Consider the following 20903-nt stretch of genomic DNA (forward strand, 5'->3'; position numbering starts at 1 on the left):
TCCCCCAATTCATACACTATAACCTGTCCGCTTCCGGCAGGGATAGCTTAAAAAACTTATCGAAGCGTTCCTTGTTGAGCCTCTTGGATCATCTTCTGATTAGCCAAGATCACGATCTCAACACGACGGTTCAACGAACGACCCTCGGGAGTGTCATTGCTAGCCACAGGATCATGTATACCTTTGCCTTCATAAACCATACGATCCGTACTTACCCCCTGCATCATCAGGTAATCGTAAACGCTCTTCGCACGTTTCTCGGACAAGGTCTGGTTATAATCCACCTTGCCGGTGTTATCCGTAAAGCCGATGATTCGGATATCCGTATCCGGATTGGCCTTCAAACTGGTAGCGAAGTTACGCAAGGCACTCTTGGAAGCGTCGCTCAACGTACTCGAGTTCGTGGCAAACAAGATACCGGAGTCAAAAGTAACCTTCAAGGCCTCACCATTGTTCACGCTTTCGATCTTCGTGTCCTCAGGCAGGGTAGCTTCCAGCTCCTTCTTCTGCTTATCCATTTTCTTACCGATTAACGCACCGGCTGTACCACCTACGGCCGCACCGATCACGGCACCCAATGCGGTATTTCCGGCCAAGGCACCAACGCCAGCTCCGACAGCGGCACCACCGCCTACACCGATCGCCGTACCCTTCGCCGTGTTATTCCACGTTCCGCAACTCGTAAACACCACTGCCATACATAGCAGTAAAACAGATAATAATTTAATGTTCCTCATCATCTTCTACAATTTCACTTAAACAACTTTATATATATAACAAATATCAATCAAACATGTTGATCGAATCGCAATATTCAAGTTCTCCTTGTACTATAAAAGTGATTTCCTCCGGTTCGAATTTGCCTACGCCGTCTTTCTGGGCGTTCTTACTTACATAATTTACAACCTCTTCCTCATCGATCTCGATCTCATCGTCGCCATCATCATCTAGCATGCCATTAGATTCATAGAAGTCGTAGATCAAGTCTACGATATAGTTGATATCGTCATTACTGAACTTTCCTTTCAGTTCTTGGGGAAGATAATTCTGGATAAATTTTACGGAATCATCCTCGTCATAAAGTAGCTCGTCATTGTTCGTGCTCATAATTAATCTTGTTTAATTGGTTTGAATAGCGGCAAATGTACGGAAATATTTTGATTTTATATCCCAAAAACAATTAAGCTTATTTACGGACGTGACTTAACAAAAGCAAATGCCCTTACTTGAACATAGTTCTAAAAGAGCTTAGGTTTTATAGGAAGCAAAGGTAATAAAAATACTTGATTATCATATAGACCTATTATTTTTTATAGCTTCCGGGCAATTTACTGTTCCGCATGATATTTTCTTTGAAAGAATATATTTCCAACCGAGTACCCCAAAGAGACTTCCAATATCTTTATGGATCACAAAAAACACTAAAGCCAGTCTTATTTGTGTTAAAATCAAAATACACCCCATCATTTATTTACATATAGTCATTTGATACTCAAGTTCTTTTAGAACTCAGTAAATGTATTAAATTATGATTACAATGGAACCTAAAATACAAAGTACCACAAGTACCCGAGCTCTCCGGAGCAAAATCGGGCCTATCAAGGCTTACTTATTCAAGACCTCATATGTAATCAGTCCAATCACGCCAAGCGATCTTAAACATTCCATGAAAGGTGCCTACAAATCATTCCTGTCTAAAACCGATCAAGCATACGGCCATTCCACGTCAACAATCAACCCCAAACTTTACCCTATTTCTACCTTTAAGCAAATGAGCCTCGTAGTAGTCCCGAGTTTCATGATAGAGTCCCCATTCGAGGTAGTGGCGATAGCTCTTATCGCCTTTCTACTTATCCTCCTTTCGATGAGGGAACATCGGCATAAGAAAGACATTCTTGACACCGAACGAAATATGGCCGAAGAAGTGATCCGCTTACGTGAGAAGGCGGAAGAATCAAACCGGTTGACAAGTGCTTTCCTCGCCAATATGAGCCATGAGATACGGACCCCATTGAATGCGATCGTAGGTTTCTCGACCCTTATCAGCGAAAGTGAGGATAAAGAGGAGATCAAAGAATTCGCTAAAATCATTCACGCAAACAATGAGCTACTCCTTAATTTAATCAATGACATACTCGATATGTCAAAAATAGAAGCCGGTATATTGGATTTCCTTTATACGGAAGTAGAGATTAACGAGCTTATACAAACCCTATGGCGGAGTTACCGATTCAAGATCAAGGAAGGAGTAGAATTCCGCACGGAACTGCCTGCGGAAAGCTACATTATCCATACTGAGAGAAACCGTTTATCCCAAGTACTGGCTAATTTCATCAATAATGCTTGCAAATACACTTTCGAGGGAATGATAACGATCGGATATGAAATAAGGAAAGACGATATTTATTTCTTTGTTACCGATACGGGAAAAGGGATAGCGGAAGAAAATATCTCCCGTGTTTTCGAGCGATTCGCTAAATTAGATTCCTTCACCCAAGGTACGGGGCTCGGGCTGTCTATCTGTGAATTAATCATTAAACATTTAGGTGGAGAGATCGGCGTGGAGTCAAGCGTTGGAAAAGGATCTACATTTTGGTGCACGGTTCCCACCCGGAAATAATCGCACCAAGCCGTATCTACCTATTAGTGAAAAATAAAAAGGCGGAATGATTCACATAGGATCATTCCACCTTCATTATTTTATAGAAACACCATGCTTAACGTCAAGTGTTCAAGTCTACTTTAGTTCTTAAATTCCAGACCATCGTCTTTCCTATCGATCACGATCGGACGGTTACGGTCTACCGTTCCACCCAGCAAAGCCTTTGACAACTCGTTCAAGACATACTTCTGAATGACACGTTTTACCGGACGGGCACCGAATTGAGGATCGAAGCCCTTGTCGGCGATAAAGTCCACGGCCTCGTTCGTGAAGTCCAAGGCGACACCGTTCGTAGCCAACATCTTCTTCACGCTGTTCAACTGCAAGGATACGATCTTGCGAATCTCCTCCTCGTTCAGCGGAGTAAACATGATGATATCGTCAATACGGTTCAAGAACTCCGGACGGATCGTCTTCTTCAACAGTTCCAGTACTTGGATCCTCGTCTCGTCTACCACCTTGTCATGCGTGGCGGGTGTCATCTTCTCGAAGTTCTCACGAATCAAGGAAGAACCTAGGTTACTTGTCATGATAATGATCGTGTTCTTGAAGTTGACAACGCGGCCTTTGTTATCCGTCAGCCGTCCATCATCCAAGACTTGCAACAAGATGTTGAATACATCCGGATGCGCCTTTTCGATCTCATCGAACAAGACAACCGAGTAAGGTTTCCGGCGAATCGCCTCCGTCAACTGTCCACCCTCATCGTAACCCACATATCCCGGAGGCGCACCGATCAAACGAGTCGCGCTGAATTTCTCTTGATACTCACTCATATCGATACGGGTCATCATATTCTCGTCATCGAACAGATACTCGGCCAACGCCTTGGCCAACTCCGTCTTACCCACACCGGTAGTACCGAGGAAGATGAAAGAACCGATCGGTCGTTTCGGATCCTGCAAGCCGGCACGACTACGACGAACCGCATCGGCGATAGCGTTGATCGCCTCTTCCTGACCAATCACACGGGTATGAAGCTCGGACTCCAGACGTAATAACTTATCTTTCTCGCTCTGCATCATCTTGCTGACCGGAATTCCAGTCCAACGGGATACCACATCGGCGATATCGTCGCTATCCACTTCCTCCTTGATCATAGCCGCGGCACCTTGCATCGTCTTCAACTTAGCCTGTACCTCCCTGATCTCCTCTTCCTTTTGCTTGATCTTACCGTAACGGATCTCAGCGACCTTGCCGTAATCACCCTCACGCTCCGCCTTATCAGCCTCAAACTTTAGGTTCTCGATATCGATCTTATCTTGCTGGATCTTATTGATCTGCTCCTTCTCGCTCTGCCACTGAGCCTTTTGCTTGGTCTCCTCCTCCTTCAAGTCGGCGATCTCCTTGTTCAGTTGCTCTAATTTCGACTTGTCGTTCTCACGCTTGATCGCCTCACGCTCGATCTCCAACTGTTTGATACGCCGGGAAACCTCATCCAACGACTCCGGTACGGAATCGATCTGCAAACGCAGACGGGCGGCGGCCTCATCCATCAAATCGATCGCCTTATCCGGCAAGAAACGATCCGTGATATAACGGGTAGACAACTGCACGGAAGAGATAATCGCATCATCCTTGATACGTACCTTATGGTGATTCTCGTATTTCTCCTTCAGACCACGAAGGATGGAGATCGTATCCAACTCACTCGGCTCGTCTACGATAACGGTCTGGAACCGACGCTCAAGCGCCTTATCCTTCTCAAAATACTTCTGATACTCATCCAACGTCGTGGCACCGATCGAACGTAGCTCACCACGAGCCAAAGCCGGTTTCAAGATGTTAGCGGCATCCATGGCGCCTTCGCCTTTACCGGCTCCTACCAAGGTATGGATCTCATCGATAAAGAGGATGATCTCGCCCTCGGATTTCGTAACCTCGTTCACCACCGCTTTCAAACGTTCCTCGAACTCGCCTTTATATTTAGCTCCGGCGATCAACGCGCCCATATCCAACGAGAAGATCTGTTTAGACTTCAAGTTCTCGGGAACGTCACCCCGAACGATACGATGGGCCAACCCCTCAGCGATAGCAGTCTTACCTACACCCGGCTCACCGATCAAGATCGGATTGTTCTTCGTACGGCGGCTCAAGATCTGCAAGACACGGCGGATCTCCTCGTCACGTCCGATCACGGGGTCCAGTTTACCGCTACGGGCACGCTCGTTCAAATTGATGGCGTATTTTCCTAAGGCATCGTACGTATCCTCGGCGGATTGGCTTGTCACCTTATTTCCTTTACGCAATTCCTCGATTGCTTGACGTAACTCTTTCTCTGTCACGCCGGCGTCTTTCAATATCTGTGAAGCGGTGCTCTTTTCCGTGAACAACGCCAAGATGATCGGCTCCAACGATACATATTGATCCCCCATTTTAGAGGAATAATCGATCGCCTTCTGTAAGACAGCGTTCGACTCGCTAGAGAGATAGGGTTCGCCTCCCGAAACCTTAGGATAAGATTCGATTTGGCGATCCAGTACCATATTCAGGTTTTGAGCGTTTACCCCTAATTTCTGAAAGATAAAATTAGTAACACTCTCACCCGTCATAATGACAGCTTTCAACAAGTGAACAGGTTCGATAACCTGTTGGTTATTTTTGGTAACCAACTGTACGGCTTGTTGAACAGCCTCCTGCGCCTTGATTGTAAAATTGTTTAAATTCATATATTTAAGCTCCTTTCTTATATTCTTTTCTAATTTATTTTACACTTATATCCTTACAAAAGAAATACCAAAACGAAAATATGACATTTTGTCTTAATATTATAAAACAGAATAGAGAACTCCCCGTCAAACCGTCCATTTCGGATGTCATTAGGACGTATCTTTTCAGAAAGAACAAAAGAGAGAGAAAAAGGTTTTGATAGTAAACGCACAGTATCTAGGTAAAAACAGTCAATGTTCTCAAAAAACACGTACGAGTTTTTCCGGAAACACGTACATGTTTTTTGAAATTCACGTACGTGTTTTTTTCGAGTGGTTATATCCTATAAATCCAACAATTTACGGATAGTCATTATAATACTTCCACGTATTCTCCCGTTTCCTGTTTCTCTTCTTGTCACGGGCACTTTTCCAGAAAATAGTCTCAAGTAAATCCTCTGCGTCGAAATAGACTCTTATGGTAGCAAGTACCCCTCCCCTTCGCTGTCCATCCTTCACGACATCCGAGTATATGTTAGTCAGTTTTACGTTGGCAGCCATAGGAACCTTACCTACCTTAAACTCTTTCCAATCCTGATTCTTAGGGAGCCTAATCGTGTGCGCTTGCTTCTGTATGGCCAATGAACGGGAAGGTGACTTAAAATTCAGCAGCATGAATAGGACTGGGGTAATCGAATCATAATTAGTCAACCTACGTAAAGTATCTAACTGTACATATTCCGAGAAGTCTTTCGTAATCGGCAACTCACTTGGCGAGGATAACATATGGGTTCCCGGTTGATCGGGTCGTAGAAAAGTCCCGCTTTCTATCGCCTTCTGAAACTCAGGATTCAAACGTATCTCCTCCTTGCCGGATAAAAATTCTTGCAGGCGCAAAGAATCCTGTTCCGTCCACTGCGCATGGGCCATCGTAGGTAGGATGAATACTATCAAAAGGAATATAGGTCGCATCTTCACATCTCTCATCTTCATAATCCTCATTACATTTCTATCACCAAGACTCATTCCTCCATTAAATCCCCCATTCGAGTCGAGATACTTTAAGATTTATTGGGATACTTATACCCTATTTGAATCTTAATATGGATTACCTTTATGCGATCAATCCAAATCCAATATAGATATGTTGATATTATTATCTCCGGCTAAGACAATGACCGGGACATCCAAGATAAAAGCGCCGCAAGGCACGACTCCACGTTTCCAGCAAGAGGCGAACGAGATCGCCCTGCATATGACCCAATTTCCCATTGACGAATTAAGTCGTATCCTCAAGCTCAGCCCGAAACTGGCGGCGGAATGTTACCGCAGATACCAAGATTTTCATGCGGAAGACAACCAGCCCTTACAAGCGATACTCGCCTATACCGGTGTCGTATTCAAGAATATCAGCCCGAAAGACTTCACGGAGGAGGATTTTCTTTTCTCGCAAAAACATATGCGTTTCGTATCGGGATGCTACGGGTTACTTCGCCCATTAGACCTTATCAAGCCTTACCGGATGGAGTTCGACGTAAAAATCCCGGAACTAGGCGACGGGAATATGTACGCCTTCTGGAAGGACAGGCAAACAAATACATTAATCCATGACGTCCGACAGGGAGACGGAATCCTACTGAATCTAGCCAGCTTGGATATCCAACCCTCTTTCCAGTGGAAGGAGGTGGAGCGATCCGTCCGGATCATCACACCCGAGTTCAAGATCTGGAAGAACGGCAAAGCGGAGACGATCGTGATCTATGCCAAGATGTGCCGGGGACAAATGAGCCGCTATCTCATAAAGAACCGGATTTCTGACCCGGAGACATTAAAAGCATTCACATGGGAAGGCTTTTCCTATAAAGAATCCATGTCCGAGGGGGATAATTGGGTATTTCTACAAGAATAATTCTAGGCTTATCCAATAAAATCAGATGATCTACGTTTTATAAGAACAATTCGTAAAAATCATAAAAAGGTTTATCCTTCTTTAATTTAGCGGTGATATGAAAAGAACCTTTACATATTTATTACTACTTGTTCTATTGGTTTGCGGAAAGCAAGCCTATAACCTGTTAATCTCGAATGAATCGATCCGGAGCAACCCTACCGGAGCCTTGTCTGACATCGCGGATGAGGTAATCGCCATTCCATTACAGGACTCAGGGACGCATTCGATCAAGGAGGCTAAGTATATCCGTCAAGAGGGAGACAACCTATTCCTTATCAGCAATGAGACGCTTTACCGTTTCAATCGCAAGGGAGAATTTATCTGTCGCATCACCCATCCGGATGACATACGGGTAGCGGGGTATGTAGTGAACCCGGCCAACCAGCAGCTGATCGTACTTGGAAACACGGACGATATTTTCTATTACTCATTCAATGGTGATCTCCTTACCCGCAAGAAACTGAAATGCGACCTTCCGGAGAATAGGCATATGCTATCCATATCCATGCACAATAACCGGATATTTACCACCGAGGAATGTGTTCATGGGGATACGGCAGGGAAAACCGCCACGATTGAGAAACAAATCGTTGAATACGATTCCTCTTTCCATAAATTACAATCTCATACGATCCGTCCGGTCGATCTGGAACGTTCCGCATGCCCGATCGGTTGTCTCGCCCCGGAAATAGCCGTGGAGCCCGGAAGCGGAACGGTTTATGCCTACGCCCCCTCCTATCAACCCGGGAACTTATTACGGGACACTTTATATATTAAGCAAAAGCGGCAAAGCCAAGCCTTGGAGAACCTTGCCGGAAAGAATACACTTCCTTTGCTACCGATCCGCATGGGTAGCCGTTTCTGGGTATCTACTTACTATAACGCAGAGGATGAGTCCAGAAATTACACCTTCTGTTATGATACGGAGAAGGAAGAATACTGGCAGGTAAAAGAAGGATTAAAAGATAATTTTTATCAAACCGGTAATGTGCGACGAATGGACCCTATCGATCCCTATTGCCATTCCTATTGTTTCAGCAAATCCGGAGAGGATCTGCGAAATACTTTCCCCGCACAGGCCCAAGGGGAAAGCCTCGTGTTATTTATCGTGAAATTGAAAGGGTAAATCCAGTTAATATTTCAATAGAGAGCAGACTGATGGGTACAAAATAATATGTATCTTCGTACCATTCTAAAAAAGCATTAAGTACATGAAAAAACTTTTAACCTGCATTGCCTTGGGCTTTGCGACTACCAGCTACGCTGTAACCCCTTTGTGGATGCGTGATGTACAAATTTCTCCTGATGGAACAGAGATCGCATTTTGTTACAAAGGAGATATCTATAAAGTACCGGCCAAAGGAGGAACAGCGACACAACTTACCACCCAAGCATCGTATGAATGCACGCCAATCTGGTCTCCGGACGGAAAACAAATCGCTTTCGCCAGCGATCGTAACGGCAATTTCGATTTATTCGTAATGCCCTCCAACGGTGGAACGGCACAGTGCCTCACCACTCATTCCGCCTCCGAGATTCCATCGGCCTTTACTCCCGACGGCAAATACGTACTCTTCTCCGCATCCATACAAGATCCCGCCCAGAGTGCCTTATTCCCGACCTCGGCCATGACGGAACTTTATAAAGTGCCGATCGGTGGCGGACGTACGGAGCAAGTATTGGGAACACCCGCCGAGATGGTTTGCTTCAATAAATCCGGAAAGACATTCTTATACCAAGACCGTAAGGGCTTCGAGGATGAATGGCGTAAACATCATACCTCGTCCGTCACCCGGGATATATGGATGTACGATACGCAAACTGGAAAACATACCAATTTGACCGACCATGCGGGAGAAGACCGCAACGCCGTATTTACCCCGGATGGACAGACGGTTTACTTTCTGAGCGAACGCAACGGAGGTTCTTTCAATGTATATTCATTCCCTCTCAACACCCCACAATCTATAACGGCGGTTACTAAGTTCAAGACACATCCCGTACGTTTCCTCTCTACAAGTAGCGACAATACATTATGCTACACATACGATGGCGAGATCTATACACAACGTCCGGGAGTCAATCCGCAGAAAGTGCGGATTGATTTGATCCGTGACGATCAAGAGCAAATCAGCGATCTGAATTCCAGCAAAGGAGCTACCTCTGCCACCGTATCCCCCGATGGCAAGCAGATCGCCTTAACCCTAAGAGGCGAGGTATTCGTCACCTCGGCCGATTACAACACGACCAAACAAATCACCAATACCCCGGCCGCCGAAACAGGCGTATGCTTCTCGCCGGATAACCGTACCTTGGCTTACGCCAGCGAGCGTGGTGGTAATTGGCAACTTTACTTGGCTAAGATCGCCCGTAAGGAAGAAGCTAATTTCCCGAACGCAACGATTATCGAAGAGGAAGTTCTCCTGCCTTCTAAGACCGTAGAGCGTAATTATCCTCAATTCTCACCGGATGCTAAGGAACTCGCTTTCATAGAAGATCGTATGCGGTTGATGGTAGTCAACCTTGAGACGAAGAAAGTACGCCAAGTCACGGATGGCTCCACATGGTATAGTACAGCCGGCGGTTTCGATTACTCATGGTCGCCAGACGGTAAATGGTTCACGCTCCGGTTTATCGGCAACAAACACGATCCTTATTCGGATATAGGCTTGGTTAGCGCGCAAGGCGGGGAGATCACCAACCTGACCAATAGCGGTTACACCAGCACCTCCCCACAATGGGTACTGGATGGAAACGCCATCTTATTCACCACCGAGCGTTACGGAATGCGTGCGCATGCCTCATGGGGTTCCTTGAATGATGCCATGCTGGTATTCATGAATCAAGACGCTTATGATAAATTCCGCTTGAGCAAAGAGGATTATGAGTTGCAAAAGGAACTGGAAAAGGAGCAGAAAGAGGTAGCCGGGGACAAAACCGACGACAAGAAAAAAGAAGATAAAGCCGATGAAAAGAAAGACGAAAAGCCCAAGGATATCGTAGTGGAACTGAAAGGAATCCAAGATCGTATCCTACGTCTTACTCCTAATTCCTCCGAAATGGGTAGCGCCGTCATCTCGAAGAATGGCGAGACCTTATATTATTTCTCGGCTTTCGAAGACAAATACGACCTGTGGAAAATGGACTTGCGCAAGAAAGAGACCAAGCTACTCCACAAGATGAATACCGGATGGGCGAACATGGAAATGGATAAGGAAGGTAAGAACCTGTTCTTGTTGGGTAGCAATTCCATGCAAAAAATGGATATGGGATCGGAGAAACTAACACCGATTCATTACCAAGCGAACTTAAAAATGGACTTGGCCGCCGAGCGTGAGTATATGTTCGACCATGTCTATAAACAAGAGCAAAAACGGTTCTACAACGTGAACATGCACGGCGTAAATTGGGACGTTATGACCGCCGCCTACCGTAAGTTCTTGCCACATATCAATAACAACTATGACTTCGCAGAGTTGCTAAGCGAATATCTGGGAGAACTCAACGTCTCCCACACCGGAGGACGCTTCCGTCCGCAAACAAGCGGCAATATTACCGCCAACCTAGGCCTACTTTTCGATTGGAACCATAGCGGCAAAGGTTTATTAATCGCTGAGGTAGTGGAAAAAGGCCCGTTCGATCACGCACGTTCCAAGGTAAAAGCCGGTACCGTCATGGAGAAAATAGACGGGCAAGAAATAACCCCGGATATGGATTACTCCAAGCTATTAAACAATAAGGCCAAAAAGAAGACCTTGGTTTCCCTCTACGATCCACAAACCAAAGAACGTTGGGAAGAGGTAGTCTTGCCTATCAGTAACGGTGAGTTAAATAACTTGCTTTATACCCGCTGGGTGAAGCAACGTGCCGCCGACGTGGATAAATGGTCGAACGGACGATTGGGATACGTCCATATCCAATCCATGGGAGACCCTAGTTTCCGCTCTGTCTACTCCGATATCCTAGGTAAATATAACGACCGGGAGGGCATCGTCATTGATACCCGCTTTAATGGTGGTGGACGTTTGCATGAGGATATCGAGATCTTGTTCAGCGGAGAGAAATACCTCACCCAAGTGACACGTGGCCGGGAGGCTTGCGATATGCCTAGCCGCCGCTGGAATAAACCTTCCATCATGCTCCAATGCGAGGCTAATTATAGTAACGCACATGGAACCCCGTGGGTTTATAAGCATCAACACATCGGACGTTTAGTTGGTATGCCCGTACCGGGAACAATGACTACCGTCTCTTGGGAAACCCTGCAAGATCCGACGCTGGTATTCGGCACACCTATTACCGGTTATCGCCTGTCGGACGGTAGTTACTTAGAGAACACACAGCTGGAACCGGATGTTAAAGTCGCTAATTCTCCGGAAACTGTTGTCAAAGGGGAAGATACGCAATTGAGAACAGCGGTAAATGAATTGCTGAAAGAGATCGATAAAAAGTAGTTTAAAACGAGACTACTCTCATCGCCTGTCGGGAGTAGTCTCGTTTTATTATGTAACCTTCTATTAAAAAACAGGCGATATTCACTCTGCCTAAGTCGTGATATGCTTATAGGGAGAATGACTAAAATCCAAGAAACACATCTCATAGCAAATGGTCAGCCACACTACAATGCAAGGCCAAGCTTTTATCACATACGGACGGATCAGTCCATTCCGGACAATCGATGGAACCAGCTCTGTAGTGGATAAGCCAACAATCACCAAGGTAGTTATCCAAAGCCAATAAGTATATTTCTTATGGGGCGATACACTGCATATATACCAGATAGCGACTCCTATCATCGCTATGATATACCCACTCGCCTCGCTTCCCGTACTGAATAATACGACAAACAATAAAACATTAGCTAATAGCATAAAGCGAAAAGCCGGATATTTATATTGCGAGATCCTTAAATATGGAATGCAAAATAAAATCAAGCCCGGTATGATAAGCCACATATCGCTATAGTCCGGATTCCCGGATATCTTTCGAACCACTCCCAATAATGATATATTTTGTGGATCAGCGAACATATTCAACATATTTTTCACCTTCAATCGCTCAAACCAATCTATATACTGAGAGATCACATACTCAATCCCCGGTGTATAAAGTACCGGGATCACAAAGCAAACCAATCCCCAGAAAAGACAAGAGACTAATAATCTCACTTTCTGCCTTGAGAAGAAAAAGAACGCCAATCCCACGATTGGATAGATCTTGATAAATGTTCCGAGCATAATAATGCCTGCCGCCCAGAAATCCTTTTTCTCCAGTATCAAGACAAACGATAATAAGATAAAGGCCGCTACTGATATATTGAATTGCTGTACTCCTTGAGCCGTCATCAACTCACAATACGAATACCAATAAATAATGATTTTTTGGGTACTCGACAATGGCAATCGGCTAATCGCATAAAATAATAGGGCGGTATTCCCCGCTATCCATAAGATCATACCCAGCCATTCCGGTAACAGGGCGAAAGGAGCTATGATAAGACTGAATAAGACTCCATAATGGTTTGAATCATAATATTCCGGATAATGATCCCCATATAAGGTTAAGCCTTCGATAGCATGCCAGTAGACTCCTTCAAATATCTTATAATTATTATATTTCCCGATCAACAACTTGACAATAGCAAAAATAACACCTGTTAGCATCCATACCCCGAATACAGTCCGGGGCTCTCTCCATACCGGATGGGTGGCTAAAGTCTTTAATCTCATATCCAATTTCTTCCTTTCAATCAGTCCACAAAGATAAAAAACCTAATAAAACGAGCCTAATAAAAAAGAAAAGACTGTCTGGGTATATAACCCGGACAGCCTTTTCCTTTATGATACAGACTCTATTCTGAGTATTCCCTATTAATTAGCGAATGATTTCAAAGGAACACTTACTCCCATGTAAAGATTCATGGCGTTACCGCTGACCGGTAAGCATTGTGGAGTTACCTTTGTCAACATATAATCCGATCCGATAAAGAAATTGATCCAAGACGGTGAGAAATTCAAGGCGATACCATACGTCTTGAACTTACTATGGATAAATGAGTAGCTCAGCGTAGCCTCAAACCATTTCACCGGACGGTAATTACCGGACAATGTCAGTTCCGTATAGGCTTTCGGGGAATAAAGACGAGTGCTCGACAATAAACCGATACCTAACTTGTTTTCCAGTAAACGGTACTCGCCACCGATATTGATTGTCGAACGAAGACGGGTAGTGCTTCCGGACTCACCCTCTTTCTTGAAATGAAGCAAGTTCTCGAAATCTTCCTTGATAGCGTCAAACTGATCGCCCATGCTCGGTATATCACCGTTATTCTCGCCAATAGCCAGATCAAAGCCGTTAAAGTCGAAAGTTCCATCCAACTTACCTAGCGTGCTACCTCCCTTGCTCCAGCTGATAAAACCTAAATCAAGGACAGCGGCGGATAACATGATATTCTCGGTCAATTGGTACGTAGCACCCAAGTCCACTCCCATACCGAAACCGCTAAGACCCGGAGAATCGAAATCAAAGCTATTATAATAATCACGGCCTTGCTCGTCTACTTCCATTTCCGGAACCAAGCCTTTCATATTCGTCTGCAATGTACCGGTAGAGGTAACTTTCCAGCTAGTCTCTCCCATCTCTGCATGCATCTGATCGATCGTAGCGTCCATAGAACCTACGCCCCATAACAATTTAACCTTACCTCCGACTGTCAACTTATCCGTGATAGGACGAGAATATCCTACGCCTGTCTCCAAATAAGCCTCGGCATACGCCCTGATATTACGGATATCATACGTACTCTGAGATCCATTACCCTTTTTCATGAACTCGAACAATGTCTTCGGAGCACGAATATTCGCCAATCCCTTGATAGAAACATCAACCGTCCAGAATCCCTTGCCGGCGTACCAGCCACCGGATAGAACCTGCGTACCAAAATCCATGTTTACCTGATTCTCGTCCTTCAAGCCATTCAGGAAAGACTCGGTATTCACGGAGTTATCCATGAATGTAACGGTCTCACCATTCTTCGGATAAATAAAATTATCCACAGCTATTCCGTTCGTACCATACGAAGCGCCAACCGCGCCTAATACCGGAATGGAAACATAGCCTCTCTCGGGACGATACGCCGGATTCATCGTCGTGCGTGCCGTAGAGGATTGCATGAAGTAAGAAGTTCGTATTTGCTGGGCGGATACCGACATCCCCACAGTGGTCAATAAACATAAAGCGCACAGACCTCTCTTATACATATTATATATAGTATTCATCTTTCTTTTTCGTAATTTAAATGGTTAGTACTGGGATCAAATAGAAATTCCGCCTTCTTTCTTAAGTTTCAAGTTGAAGGTCGTTTTCTGGCCTTTCTTCAAAGCCTCGCTTTGATCTCTACCCGTTAAATGTAAATTCAGGTCTATATGACGTGCGTCCTTCATTTTCGGCATATCCTCCTTCGTGATCTCGAAGACAACCTCTCCGGATTGTCCTTTTACCTCTTGCGCCGGGAATTGGATATCTACCGGTACATTGTTCTCATCCATGATCACCATCTCGATAGACATATCGAACGGCATCTCGTTCGTAACCTCTCCATAGATCTTCGCGCTTCCGTCCGAGAAAATATAGTCTACGAAATCCTCATCAAAAGCGTCCTCGATCCGCTCGACGGATACGGCGCTAAATTCCGGTGCCGGAGTCAACGGAAGCTCTACCGCATAGCGTAACTCGCTCAAGGCATCCATAGGAGCGTTCGCCCATTGTTTGCTATCGGCGGACAAAGACAAATGTATTTTTTGAGGAACAATCTGTACGATTCCCGGTAACTTCTCGTTCTTGACAAACTTAAAAGCATCCGTCTTCGGATCAAGAGGGCCGATCCAAATATTAGGAGACACCGTTGACAAGGTAAAACCAGAGGAAGTAGCCTCCTTTTTACTTGCGTTCTCAGCCTCGATAGACAAGCTACAATCCAAAGAGGCATTCTTTACATTCGACTTTAATGTAATATGGGGATTCGTTAACGCCAAAACGAAATCGCCATCAAACAAACCATCGATATCCCCAGTCGTTATATCTTCCGAGGCGATCTCCACTTTATCAGAGGCGGCCCGTAAGCTTTTCCCCTTAATCTTCATCTCTCCATCATAGATCATGACGTAAGCCCCGTCGACTTCCCGAATGGAAGGGACTTTCTCTACATTCACAACGTCATCCGACGTTACATAACCCGTACCGAGGGGAGCTATCCAAGACTCACCCATTACCGCATCGTCCGTATTGACATCGCTTAAATCATACTTACTATCCACACATGCCGCTAAACAGCAAGATGATAGCAATAGCATCACTAAATGTTTGTTTTTCATATAAAGTTATTTTTATCAAAATTATGACCCTAACAGCGCGCAAAAATAAACAAAATAAATGAAAGTTTAGCCATAAAAAAAGAGTGGCATCGTATTATTAACGCCACTCTTAGCTTATACTATCTTTGACAATCAAAATATTCTTCCGCAAATACGAATCTTCATGACCGGATAAACCGTTAGCTTGTCCATGATCTTCGTAAAGGTATCATCCTCGTCTATCTCATTCAACAAGTCCTTTACATCCCCTGAATCCGTATACACCTCCGGTTTGCCATGGAATTGCACACCCAGCTCAAACATCACGCCAACCCGTTTCTTAGGAACCGCACGACCGAATCCAAGACCTAGATAAGGACGAAAACCGGACACTTTCAATCCACCGGATACATTACCGTTATTATCCACCGGAATCGTATAATCACCGATAACTATGCCCGCACTTTCTCCTTGGGCGATCAGGTCTTTCAGCTTATCACTATGCCCTTCTATCTTCACCAAGGAAGAACCACCGAAATAGGCGCCGGCCGCAACGAAGAACGAAGAAGCGTGAGGAAACGGGTAAACATTCACCAACAACTGTCCGGAAGTACGTTTCAAGCTACCTTTGACATCCATGGAGTATGTATCATTATACACGCCCGCTCGCGGATCGTTAACATCTACATCCACGTCCGTATTAATGCTGAAACCCGGCATAAAGGTAAGACCACCTCTCAACGCCAGATAAGGCGTAATAGGAGTAGCGACCTCCACATCTACACCCGTCAAACCAACACCCACTCCTGCCGAAACAGAATTGAAAATCCCTAACTCCTTTTGAGCTGAGATAAAATTACACGTCGCAAACATGCTCACGAACGCACAAAGAAGAAATAGTCTTTTCATTTTCACCATATAAGTTAAATTGTTATTCACCCTAGACTCACAAAAATAAATAAAAAACATGAAACATTCGTTGTAAAAAAGAAAAAGCGACATCGAATTTGCCTCGATGTCGCTTTTTTACGGATAAAGTATACTATTTTACGTATAAGCGTACGTTATTCCTCCTCAGAATCGTCTTCCTTCATATTATGGAATACGTTTTGAACGTCTTCGTCTTCCTCTAATTTCTCGATAATCTTCTCGATAGACTCACGCTGTTCCGGAGTAACCTCCTTCAAATCGTTCGGAATACGTACGAACTCACTACTCAAGATCTCGAAACCATTCTCCTCCAAATATTTCTGGATCGCCGAATTCTGCGCGAACTCACCATAAAGAACAACCTCGTCCTCGTCTTCCTCAACCTCATCTACACCGAAGTCGATCAACTCCAACTCTAGGTCTTCTAAAGAAAGATCCTCTTTTTTAGCGATATGGAATACGCATTTATGATCGAACAAGAACTCCAAGCTACCGGATGTTCCCAGAGAACCACCGTTCTTATTGAAATAACTACGAACGTTGGCTACCGTACGAGTCGTATTATCCGTAGCGGTCTCAACGAAGATAGCGATACCGAAAGGACCATATCCCTCATAGTTCATCTCCTTATAATCCGTGAAATCCTTGGATACGGCACGTTTAATGGCACGCTCCACGTTCTCCTTCGGCATATTCTCCTTTTTGGCGTTCTGCATCAACACACGTAAACGAGGATTATTCTCAGGCTCCGGCCCACCTTGTTTTGCCGCGATCGTGATTTCCTTACCTAACTTCGTGAATACACGGGCCATATTGCCCCAACGCTTAAACTTTCTCGCTTTACGAAACTCAAACGCTCTTCCCATATGTTTATCAGTTTATCTTTATTTTATGTAATTAAATTCTTATCTCAATTGAGCACCTAGCTTTTGTTCCAGATTCGTCTGGATCTTCTTCATGATAGCGTCGATCTGCTTATCGTTCAAAGTCTTGCTCTCATCTTGCATGAAGAAGCTTACGGCATAAGACTTCTTGCCCGCCGGAAGATTCTTGCCCTCGTAAACGTCAAACAGAGATACTTCCTTCAATAGCTTGCGATCGCTATCCTTAGCGATTTTCTCGACCTCGCTAAACTGTACGCTCTTATCAAGCAACAACGCCAAGTCACGTTTAACGGCCGGGAACTTGGAAATCTCGGAGAAGGTTACTTTCGCCTTCTTGATCTCCTTCATCAATTGGGTCCACGACAACTCAGCGTAATAAACCTCCATATCGATATCCAGCATCTTACGAAGTTTCTTGCTTACGATACCCATCGTACCCAATTGACGTCCGGAACCGGTCGTGATACTTAGGCCCGAAGAATAGATATCATTCGTCAAGTTACCGAAAATAACCCGTTTCATATCCACGCCCAAGCGGGCTAAGATATTCTCTACGTAAGCCTTCAACTCATAAACGGAAGATTTCTCGTCCGGATGCGCCCAGTTGTTCTCCACCCGGTTGCCGGCTACCCAGATGCCTAGACGGTAATCCTCGCTGAACTGCGCCAAGGTCTCATCTTCCTTCTTGTTATCGATATTATAATCATAGCAATTACCAAACTCATAGAAACGGACATTGCCATTCTTACGCTTCATGTTATGCTCGATGCTCTCCAAGCCTCCGAACAACAAGGTCTGACGCATGCAGTTCAAATCAGCGCTTAACGGGTTCATCAACATGACACAATGCGCTTCCGGATAAACAGACAGATCCGTATAATAAGCGGAGCGTGTCAAGGAATTGTTCATGATCTCGTTGAAACCACAACCGCAAAGTTGCTCCGAGATCAAGTTCTGCAATTTCCAGCTACGATCCGTAGGAGTCTGGTAACTTAAATTGGACTTCACGTTATCGCTGAACTCCACGTTATTATATCCGTAGATACGAAGAATGTCCTCGATCACGTCTACATCACGCTGCACATCGATACGATATACGGGAACATGCAAAGTCAAGCCCTCGGCAGTCTCGGATACGATCTCCATCTCAAGGCTTGCCAAGATACTTTTCACGGTTTCTACCGGAATATCCTTACCGATCAACGTATTGATCTTCTCGTAAGTCACCTCAACCGTATACGGTTCCGCCACGGTAGGATAAACATCCTGTACGGCACCCGTGATCTTACCTCCCGCCAACTCTTGTATCAACAAGGCGGCACGTTTCAATACATACATCGTATTGTTCGGATCCAAACCACGCTCGAAGCGGAAAGAAGCGTCCGTATTCAAGCCAAAACGACGAGCGGTCTTGCGAATCCACGTCGGATGGAAACAAGCGGATTCCAAGAATACGTCGGTGGTCTCCTCCGTCACGCCGGAATCCAAACCACCGAACACGCCACCGATACACATCGGTTCCTCGACGTTACAAATCATCAAGTCACGATCGGTCAACGTACGCTCCACGCCATCCAACGTGACGAATTTCGTACCAGCCTCGGCCGCCTTGACAATCACTTTATTTCCTTTGATCTTACCCGCGTCAAAAGAGTGTAAAGGCTGCCCTAACTCATGCAGGATAAAGTTCGTTATATCCACTACGTTATTGATGGGACGAAGGCCGATCACACGCAAACGGTTTTGTAACCACTCCGGGCTCTCCTTCACCGTAACGCCCTTGATCGTAACACCGGAATAACGGGGACAAGCCTCCGTATTCTCTACCACGACCTCTACGCCCGGTGTCTCGTCGTCAATCTTGAAAGCGTCTACCGAAGGACGTCTCAATTCGGCGGGCTTGCCGTTTTGCTTCAAATAAGCGGCCAAGTCACGGGCGACACCGAAATGGGAAGTAGCGTCTACACGGTTCGGGGTGATATCCACCTCCAGCACGTAGTCGCTCTTTACATTATAATAATCTTTAGCTAACGTACCTACAACAGCATCGGCGGGAAGTACGATAATACCGTTATGGTCGGTACCGATACCGATCTCGTCCTCGGCGCAAATCATACCGTTGGACTCAACGCCACGGATCTTGGATCTCTTGATGGTAAAGCATTCGTCACCGTCGTACAGTTTCGTACCGTTCACGGCTACGACCACTTTCTGTCCGGCAGCCACGTTCGGGGCACCGCATACGATTTGTAAAGGAGCCTCGCCACCTACATTTACGGTCGTAATATGTAAATGGTCAGAATTCGGGTGTTCCTCACAAGTTAACACTTCACCGATAACCAGTCCCTCAAGTCCGCCCTTAATGGTTTGAACTTCCTCTACTCCACCGGTTTCCAAACCGATAGAGGTAAGCGCCGCAGCAACTTCTTCTGGCTCCAGATCGAAATCAAGATACTCTTTCAGCCAATTGTAAGATATATTCATCGCTATAAAATTTATTCTCTAAAGAGACGGCCTCTATTGATAGCCGCCGAATTGATGGACAAAAGTACGAATAATAATTCAAACGATACAAAAATATCCTCATGAACTTCTACGAACTCTTAACTGCGCCAACGCATGCGTTTCATTCATTCTTAATTTTCTATCACGAATCATAGATAATAGAGACTCACTTTACGATGAGTCAGAATAAAGATGTACCTTTGCGGGAGGTTTTAACGTTACAACTATTTTTTATGCGTATAGATATACTTACCGTACTTCCCGAGATGATCGAGGGGATGATTAATTGCTCTATCGTCAAGAGGGCGCAAGATAAAGGATTAGCAGAGATTCATTTACATAACCTACGGGATTACACCACTAATAAATGGAGGCGGGTGGATGATTATCCGTTCGGAGGAGAGGCCGGAATGGTGATGCAGATCGAACCGATAGACCGGGCGATCTCAGCGTTGAAAAGCGAACGGGAATATGACGAGGTAATCTATACCTCCCCGGATGGCGAGACACTCAACCAGCCCATGGCCAACAGTATGTCTTTACTAAATAATATGATTATCCTCTGCGGGCACTATAAAGGGATCGACTATCGTATCCGTGAGCATTTGATAACGAAAGAGATATCCGTAGGAGACTATGTCCTTACCGGAGGAGAGCTGGCCGCCGCTATCATAACCGACGCCGTGGTACGCTTGATACCGGGAGCGATCGGCGACGAGCAAAGCGCCCTCTCCGACTCCTTCCAAGATGACTTACTGGCCCCGCCTGTTTATACACGTCCCGCCGATTACAAAGGTTGGAAAGTACCCGAGGTACTATTATCCGGGCACCAGCGCAAGATCGAAGAATGGCGCTTGCAACAAGCACAAGAGCGTACGGCACGCCTCCGACCGGATTTATTGAAATAGCGGCGGTAAAAAATAGAGCCGGGGATCATCCCCCCTGATGATACCCCGGCCCCTCTATCCACAA

15 protein-coding genes are annotated in these 20903 nt (G+C 45.3%); 5 read left to right on the forward strand and 10 right to left on the reverse strand.

The annotated features are described in order from the left end of the window. Nucleotides 1-56: 56 nt before the first annotated feature. Nucleotides 57-737 (reverse strand): YiaD family glycine zipper/OmpA-like lipoprotein, encoded by a 681-nt coding sequence (locus ACYIA1_RS21160; protein ID WP_005856698.1) that lies wholly within the window; start codon nucleotides 735-737, stop codon nucleotides 57-59. A 46-nt stretch (nucleotides 738-783) separates the two neighbouring features. Then, nucleotides 784-1107 carry a hypothetical protein gene (locus tag ACYIA1_RS21165; RefSeq protein WP_480336368.1) on the reverse strand — a complete coding sequence of 108 codons (324 nt, stop codon included), beginning with the start codon at nucleotides 1105-1107 and terminating at the stop codon, nucleotides 784-786. 430 nt (nucleotides 1108-1537) lie between these two features. On the opposite strand from ACYIA1_RS21165, the gene ACYIA1_RS21170 reads away from it, so the two are divergent. Beyond that, the gene (locus tag ACYIA1_RS21170; protein WP_230327927.1) at nucleotides 1538-2620 is read left to right on the forward strand and encodes a sensor histidine kinase; all 1083 of its coding nucleotides are present in this window, start codon (nucleotides 1538-1540) and stop codon (nucleotides 2618-2620) included. A 122-nt stretch (nucleotides 2621-2742) separates the two neighbouring features. On the opposite strand, the gene clpB is transcribed toward ACYIA1_RS21170, so the two are convergent. Then, a complete protein-coding gene (gene clpB, locus ACYIA1_RS21175) occupies nucleotides 2743-5331 on the reverse strand; it encodes an ATP-dependent chaperone ClpB (protein WP_196009065.1) in 2589 nt (862 codons plus the stop codon). Between the two features lie 339 nt (nucleotides 5332-5670). After that, nucleotides 5671-6303 carry a DUF4858 domain-containing protein gene (locus tag ACYIA1_RS21180; RefSeq protein WP_008778334.1) on the reverse strand — a complete coding sequence of 211 codons (633 nt, stop codon included), beginning with the start codon at nucleotides 6301-6303 and terminating at the stop codon, nucleotides 5671-5673. A 151-nt stretch (nucleotides 6304-6454) separates the two neighbouring features. Here ACYIA1_RS21180 and yaaA point away from each other — a divergent pair, with 151 nt between their 5' ends. From yaaA to ACYIA1_RS21195, 3 genes are all read left to right on the forward strand, one after another. After that, nucleotides 6455-7219, forward strand: coding sequence for a peroxide stress protein YaaA (gene yaaA / locus ACYIA1_RS21185; RefSeq protein WP_154395801.1), 765 nt, complete (start codon nucleotides 6455-6457; stop codon nucleotides 7217-7219). 97 nt (nucleotides 7220-7316) lie between these two features. After that, nucleotides 7317-8387, forward strand: a complete 1071-nt coding sequence (locus ACYIA1_RS21190; protein ID WP_094582343.1) for a 6-bladed beta-propeller — start codon at nucleotides 7317-7319, stop codon at nucleotides 8385-8387. Nucleotides 8388-8472: 85 nt separating this feature from the next. Further along, nucleotides 8473-11715 (forward strand): S41 family peptidase, encoded by a 3243-nt coding sequence (locus tag ACYIA1_RS21195; RefSeq protein ID WP_480336369.1) that lies wholly within the window; start codon nucleotides 8473-8475, stop codon nucleotides 11713-11715. A gap of 90 nt (nucleotides 11716-11805) precedes the next feature. Here ACYIA1_RS21195 and ACYIA1_RS21200 read toward each other — a convergent pair whose 3' ends face one another. From ACYIA1_RS21200 to pheT, 6 genes are all read right to left on the reverse strand, one after another. Continuing rightward, nucleotides 11806-12990, reverse strand: coding sequence for a glycosyltransferase family 87 protein (locus ACYIA1_RS21200; protein WP_121961032.1), 1185 nt, complete (start codon nucleotides 12988-12990; stop codon nucleotides 11806-11808). A gap of 141 nt (nucleotides 12991-13131) precedes the next feature. Further along, entirely contained in the window at nucleotides 13132-14538 is a 1407-nt protein-coding gene (locus tag ACYIA1_RS21205) for a DUF5723 family protein (protein WP_005862097.1), read from the reverse strand. A 36-nt stretch (nucleotides 14539-14574) separates the two neighbouring features. Then, nucleotides 14575-15633, reverse strand: a complete 1059-nt coding sequence (locus tag ACYIA1_RS21210) for a DUF4621 domain-containing protein (protein ID WP_022192116.1) — start codon at nucleotides 15631-15633, stop codon at nucleotides 14575-14577. A 132-nt stretch (nucleotides 15634-15765) separates the two neighbouring features. Further along, nucleotides 15766-16530, reverse strand: coding sequence for a hypothetical protein (locus ACYIA1_RS21215; RefSeq protein WP_005856675.1), 765 nt, complete (start codon nucleotides 16528-16530; stop codon nucleotides 15766-15768). Between the two features lie 146 nt (nucleotides 16531-16676). After that, nucleotides 16677-17408 carry a YebC/PmpR family DNA-binding transcriptional regulator gene (locus tag ACYIA1_RS21220; protein ID WP_005856672.1) on the reverse strand — a complete coding sequence of 244 codons (732 nt, stop codon included), beginning with the start codon at nucleotides 17406-17408 and terminating at the stop codon, nucleotides 16677-16679. 39 nt (nucleotides 17409-17447) lie between these two features. Next, nucleotides 17448-19910 carry a phenylalanine--tRNA ligase subunit beta gene (pheT, locus tag ACYIA1_RS21225; RefSeq protein ID WP_005862093.1) on the reverse strand — a complete coding sequence of 821 codons (2463 nt, stop codon included), beginning with the start codon at nucleotides 19908-19910 and terminating at the stop codon, nucleotides 17448-17450. A gap of 254 nt (nucleotides 19911-20164) precedes the next feature. Here pheT and trmD point away from each other — a divergent pair, with 254 nt between their 5' ends. Next, nucleotides 20165-20839, forward strand: coding sequence for a tRNA (guanosine(37)-N1)-methyltransferase TrmD (gene trmD, locus ACYIA1_RS21230; RefSeq protein WP_008772076.1), 675 nt, complete (start codon nucleotides 20165-20167; stop codon nucleotides 20837-20839). The last annotated feature ends 64 nt before the right edge of the window (nucleotides 20840-20903 follow it).

The organism is Parabacteroides sp. KHUB-02, assembly GCF_056640955.1.

What these genes read in the sequence shown, in the direction of transcription:
- ACYIA1_RS21160 (WP_005856698.1), bottom strand. Translation starts at nt 737, where the DNA reads ATGAGGAACATTAAATTATTATCTGTTTTACTGCTATGTATGGCAGTG.
- ACYIA1_RS21165 (WP_480336368.1), bottom strand. Translation starts at nt 1,107, where the DNA reads ATGAGCACGAACAATGACGAGCTACTTTATGACGAGGATGATTCCGTA.
- ACYIA1_RS21170 (WP_230327927.1), top strand. Translation starts at nt 1,538, where the DNA reads ATGGAACCTAAAATACAAAGTACCACAAGTACCCGAGCTCTCCGGAGC.
- clpB (WP_196009065.1), bottom strand. Translation starts at nt 5,331, where the DNA reads ATGAATTTAAACAATTTTACAATCAAGGCGCAGGAGGCTGTTCAACAA.
- ACYIA1_RS21180 (WP_008778334.1), bottom strand. Translation starts at nt 6,303, where the DNA reads ATGAAGATGAGAGATGTGAAGATGCGACCTATATTCCTTTTGATAGTA.
- yaaA (WP_154395801.1), top strand. Translation starts at nt 6,455, where the DNA reads ATGTTGATATTATTATCTCCGGCTAAGACAATGACCGGGACATCCAAG.
- ACYIA1_RS21190 (WP_094582343.1), top strand. Translation starts at nt 7,317, where the DNA reads ATGAAAAGAACCTTTACATATTTATTACTACTTGTTCTATTGGTTTGC.
- ACYIA1_RS21195 (WP_480336369.1), top strand. Translation starts at nt 8,473, where the DNA reads ATGAAAAAACTTTTAACCTGCATTGCCTTGGGCTTTGCGACTACCAGC.
- ACYIA1_RS21200 (WP_121961032.1), bottom strand. Translation starts at nt 12,990, where the DNA reads ATGAGATTAAAGACTTTAGCCACCCATCCGGTATGGAGAGAGCCCCGG.
- ACYIA1_RS21205 (WP_005862097.1), bottom strand. Translation starts at nt 14,538, where the DNA reads ATGAATACTATATATAATATGTATAAGAGAGGTCTGTGCGCTTTATGT.
- ACYIA1_RS21210 (WP_022192116.1), bottom strand. Translation starts at nt 15,633, where the DNA reads ATGAAAAACAAACATTTAGTGATGCTATTGCTATCATCTTGCTGTTTA.
- ACYIA1_RS21215 (WP_005856675.1), bottom strand. Translation starts at nt 16,530, where the DNA reads ATGGTGAAAATGAAAAGACTATTTCTTCTTTGTGCGTTCGTGAGCATG.
- ACYIA1_RS21220 (WP_005856672.1), bottom strand. Translation starts at nt 17,408, where the DNA reads ATGGGAAGAGCGTTTGAGTTTCGTAAAGCGAGAAAGTTTAAGCGTTGG.
- pheT (WP_005862093.1), bottom strand. Translation starts at nt 19,910, where the DNA reads ATGAATATATCTTACAATTGGCTGAAAGAGTATCTTGATTTCGATCTG.
- trmD (WP_008772076.1), top strand. Translation starts at nt 20,165, where the DNA reads ATGCGTATAGATATACTTACCGTACTTCCCGAGATGATCGAGGGGATG.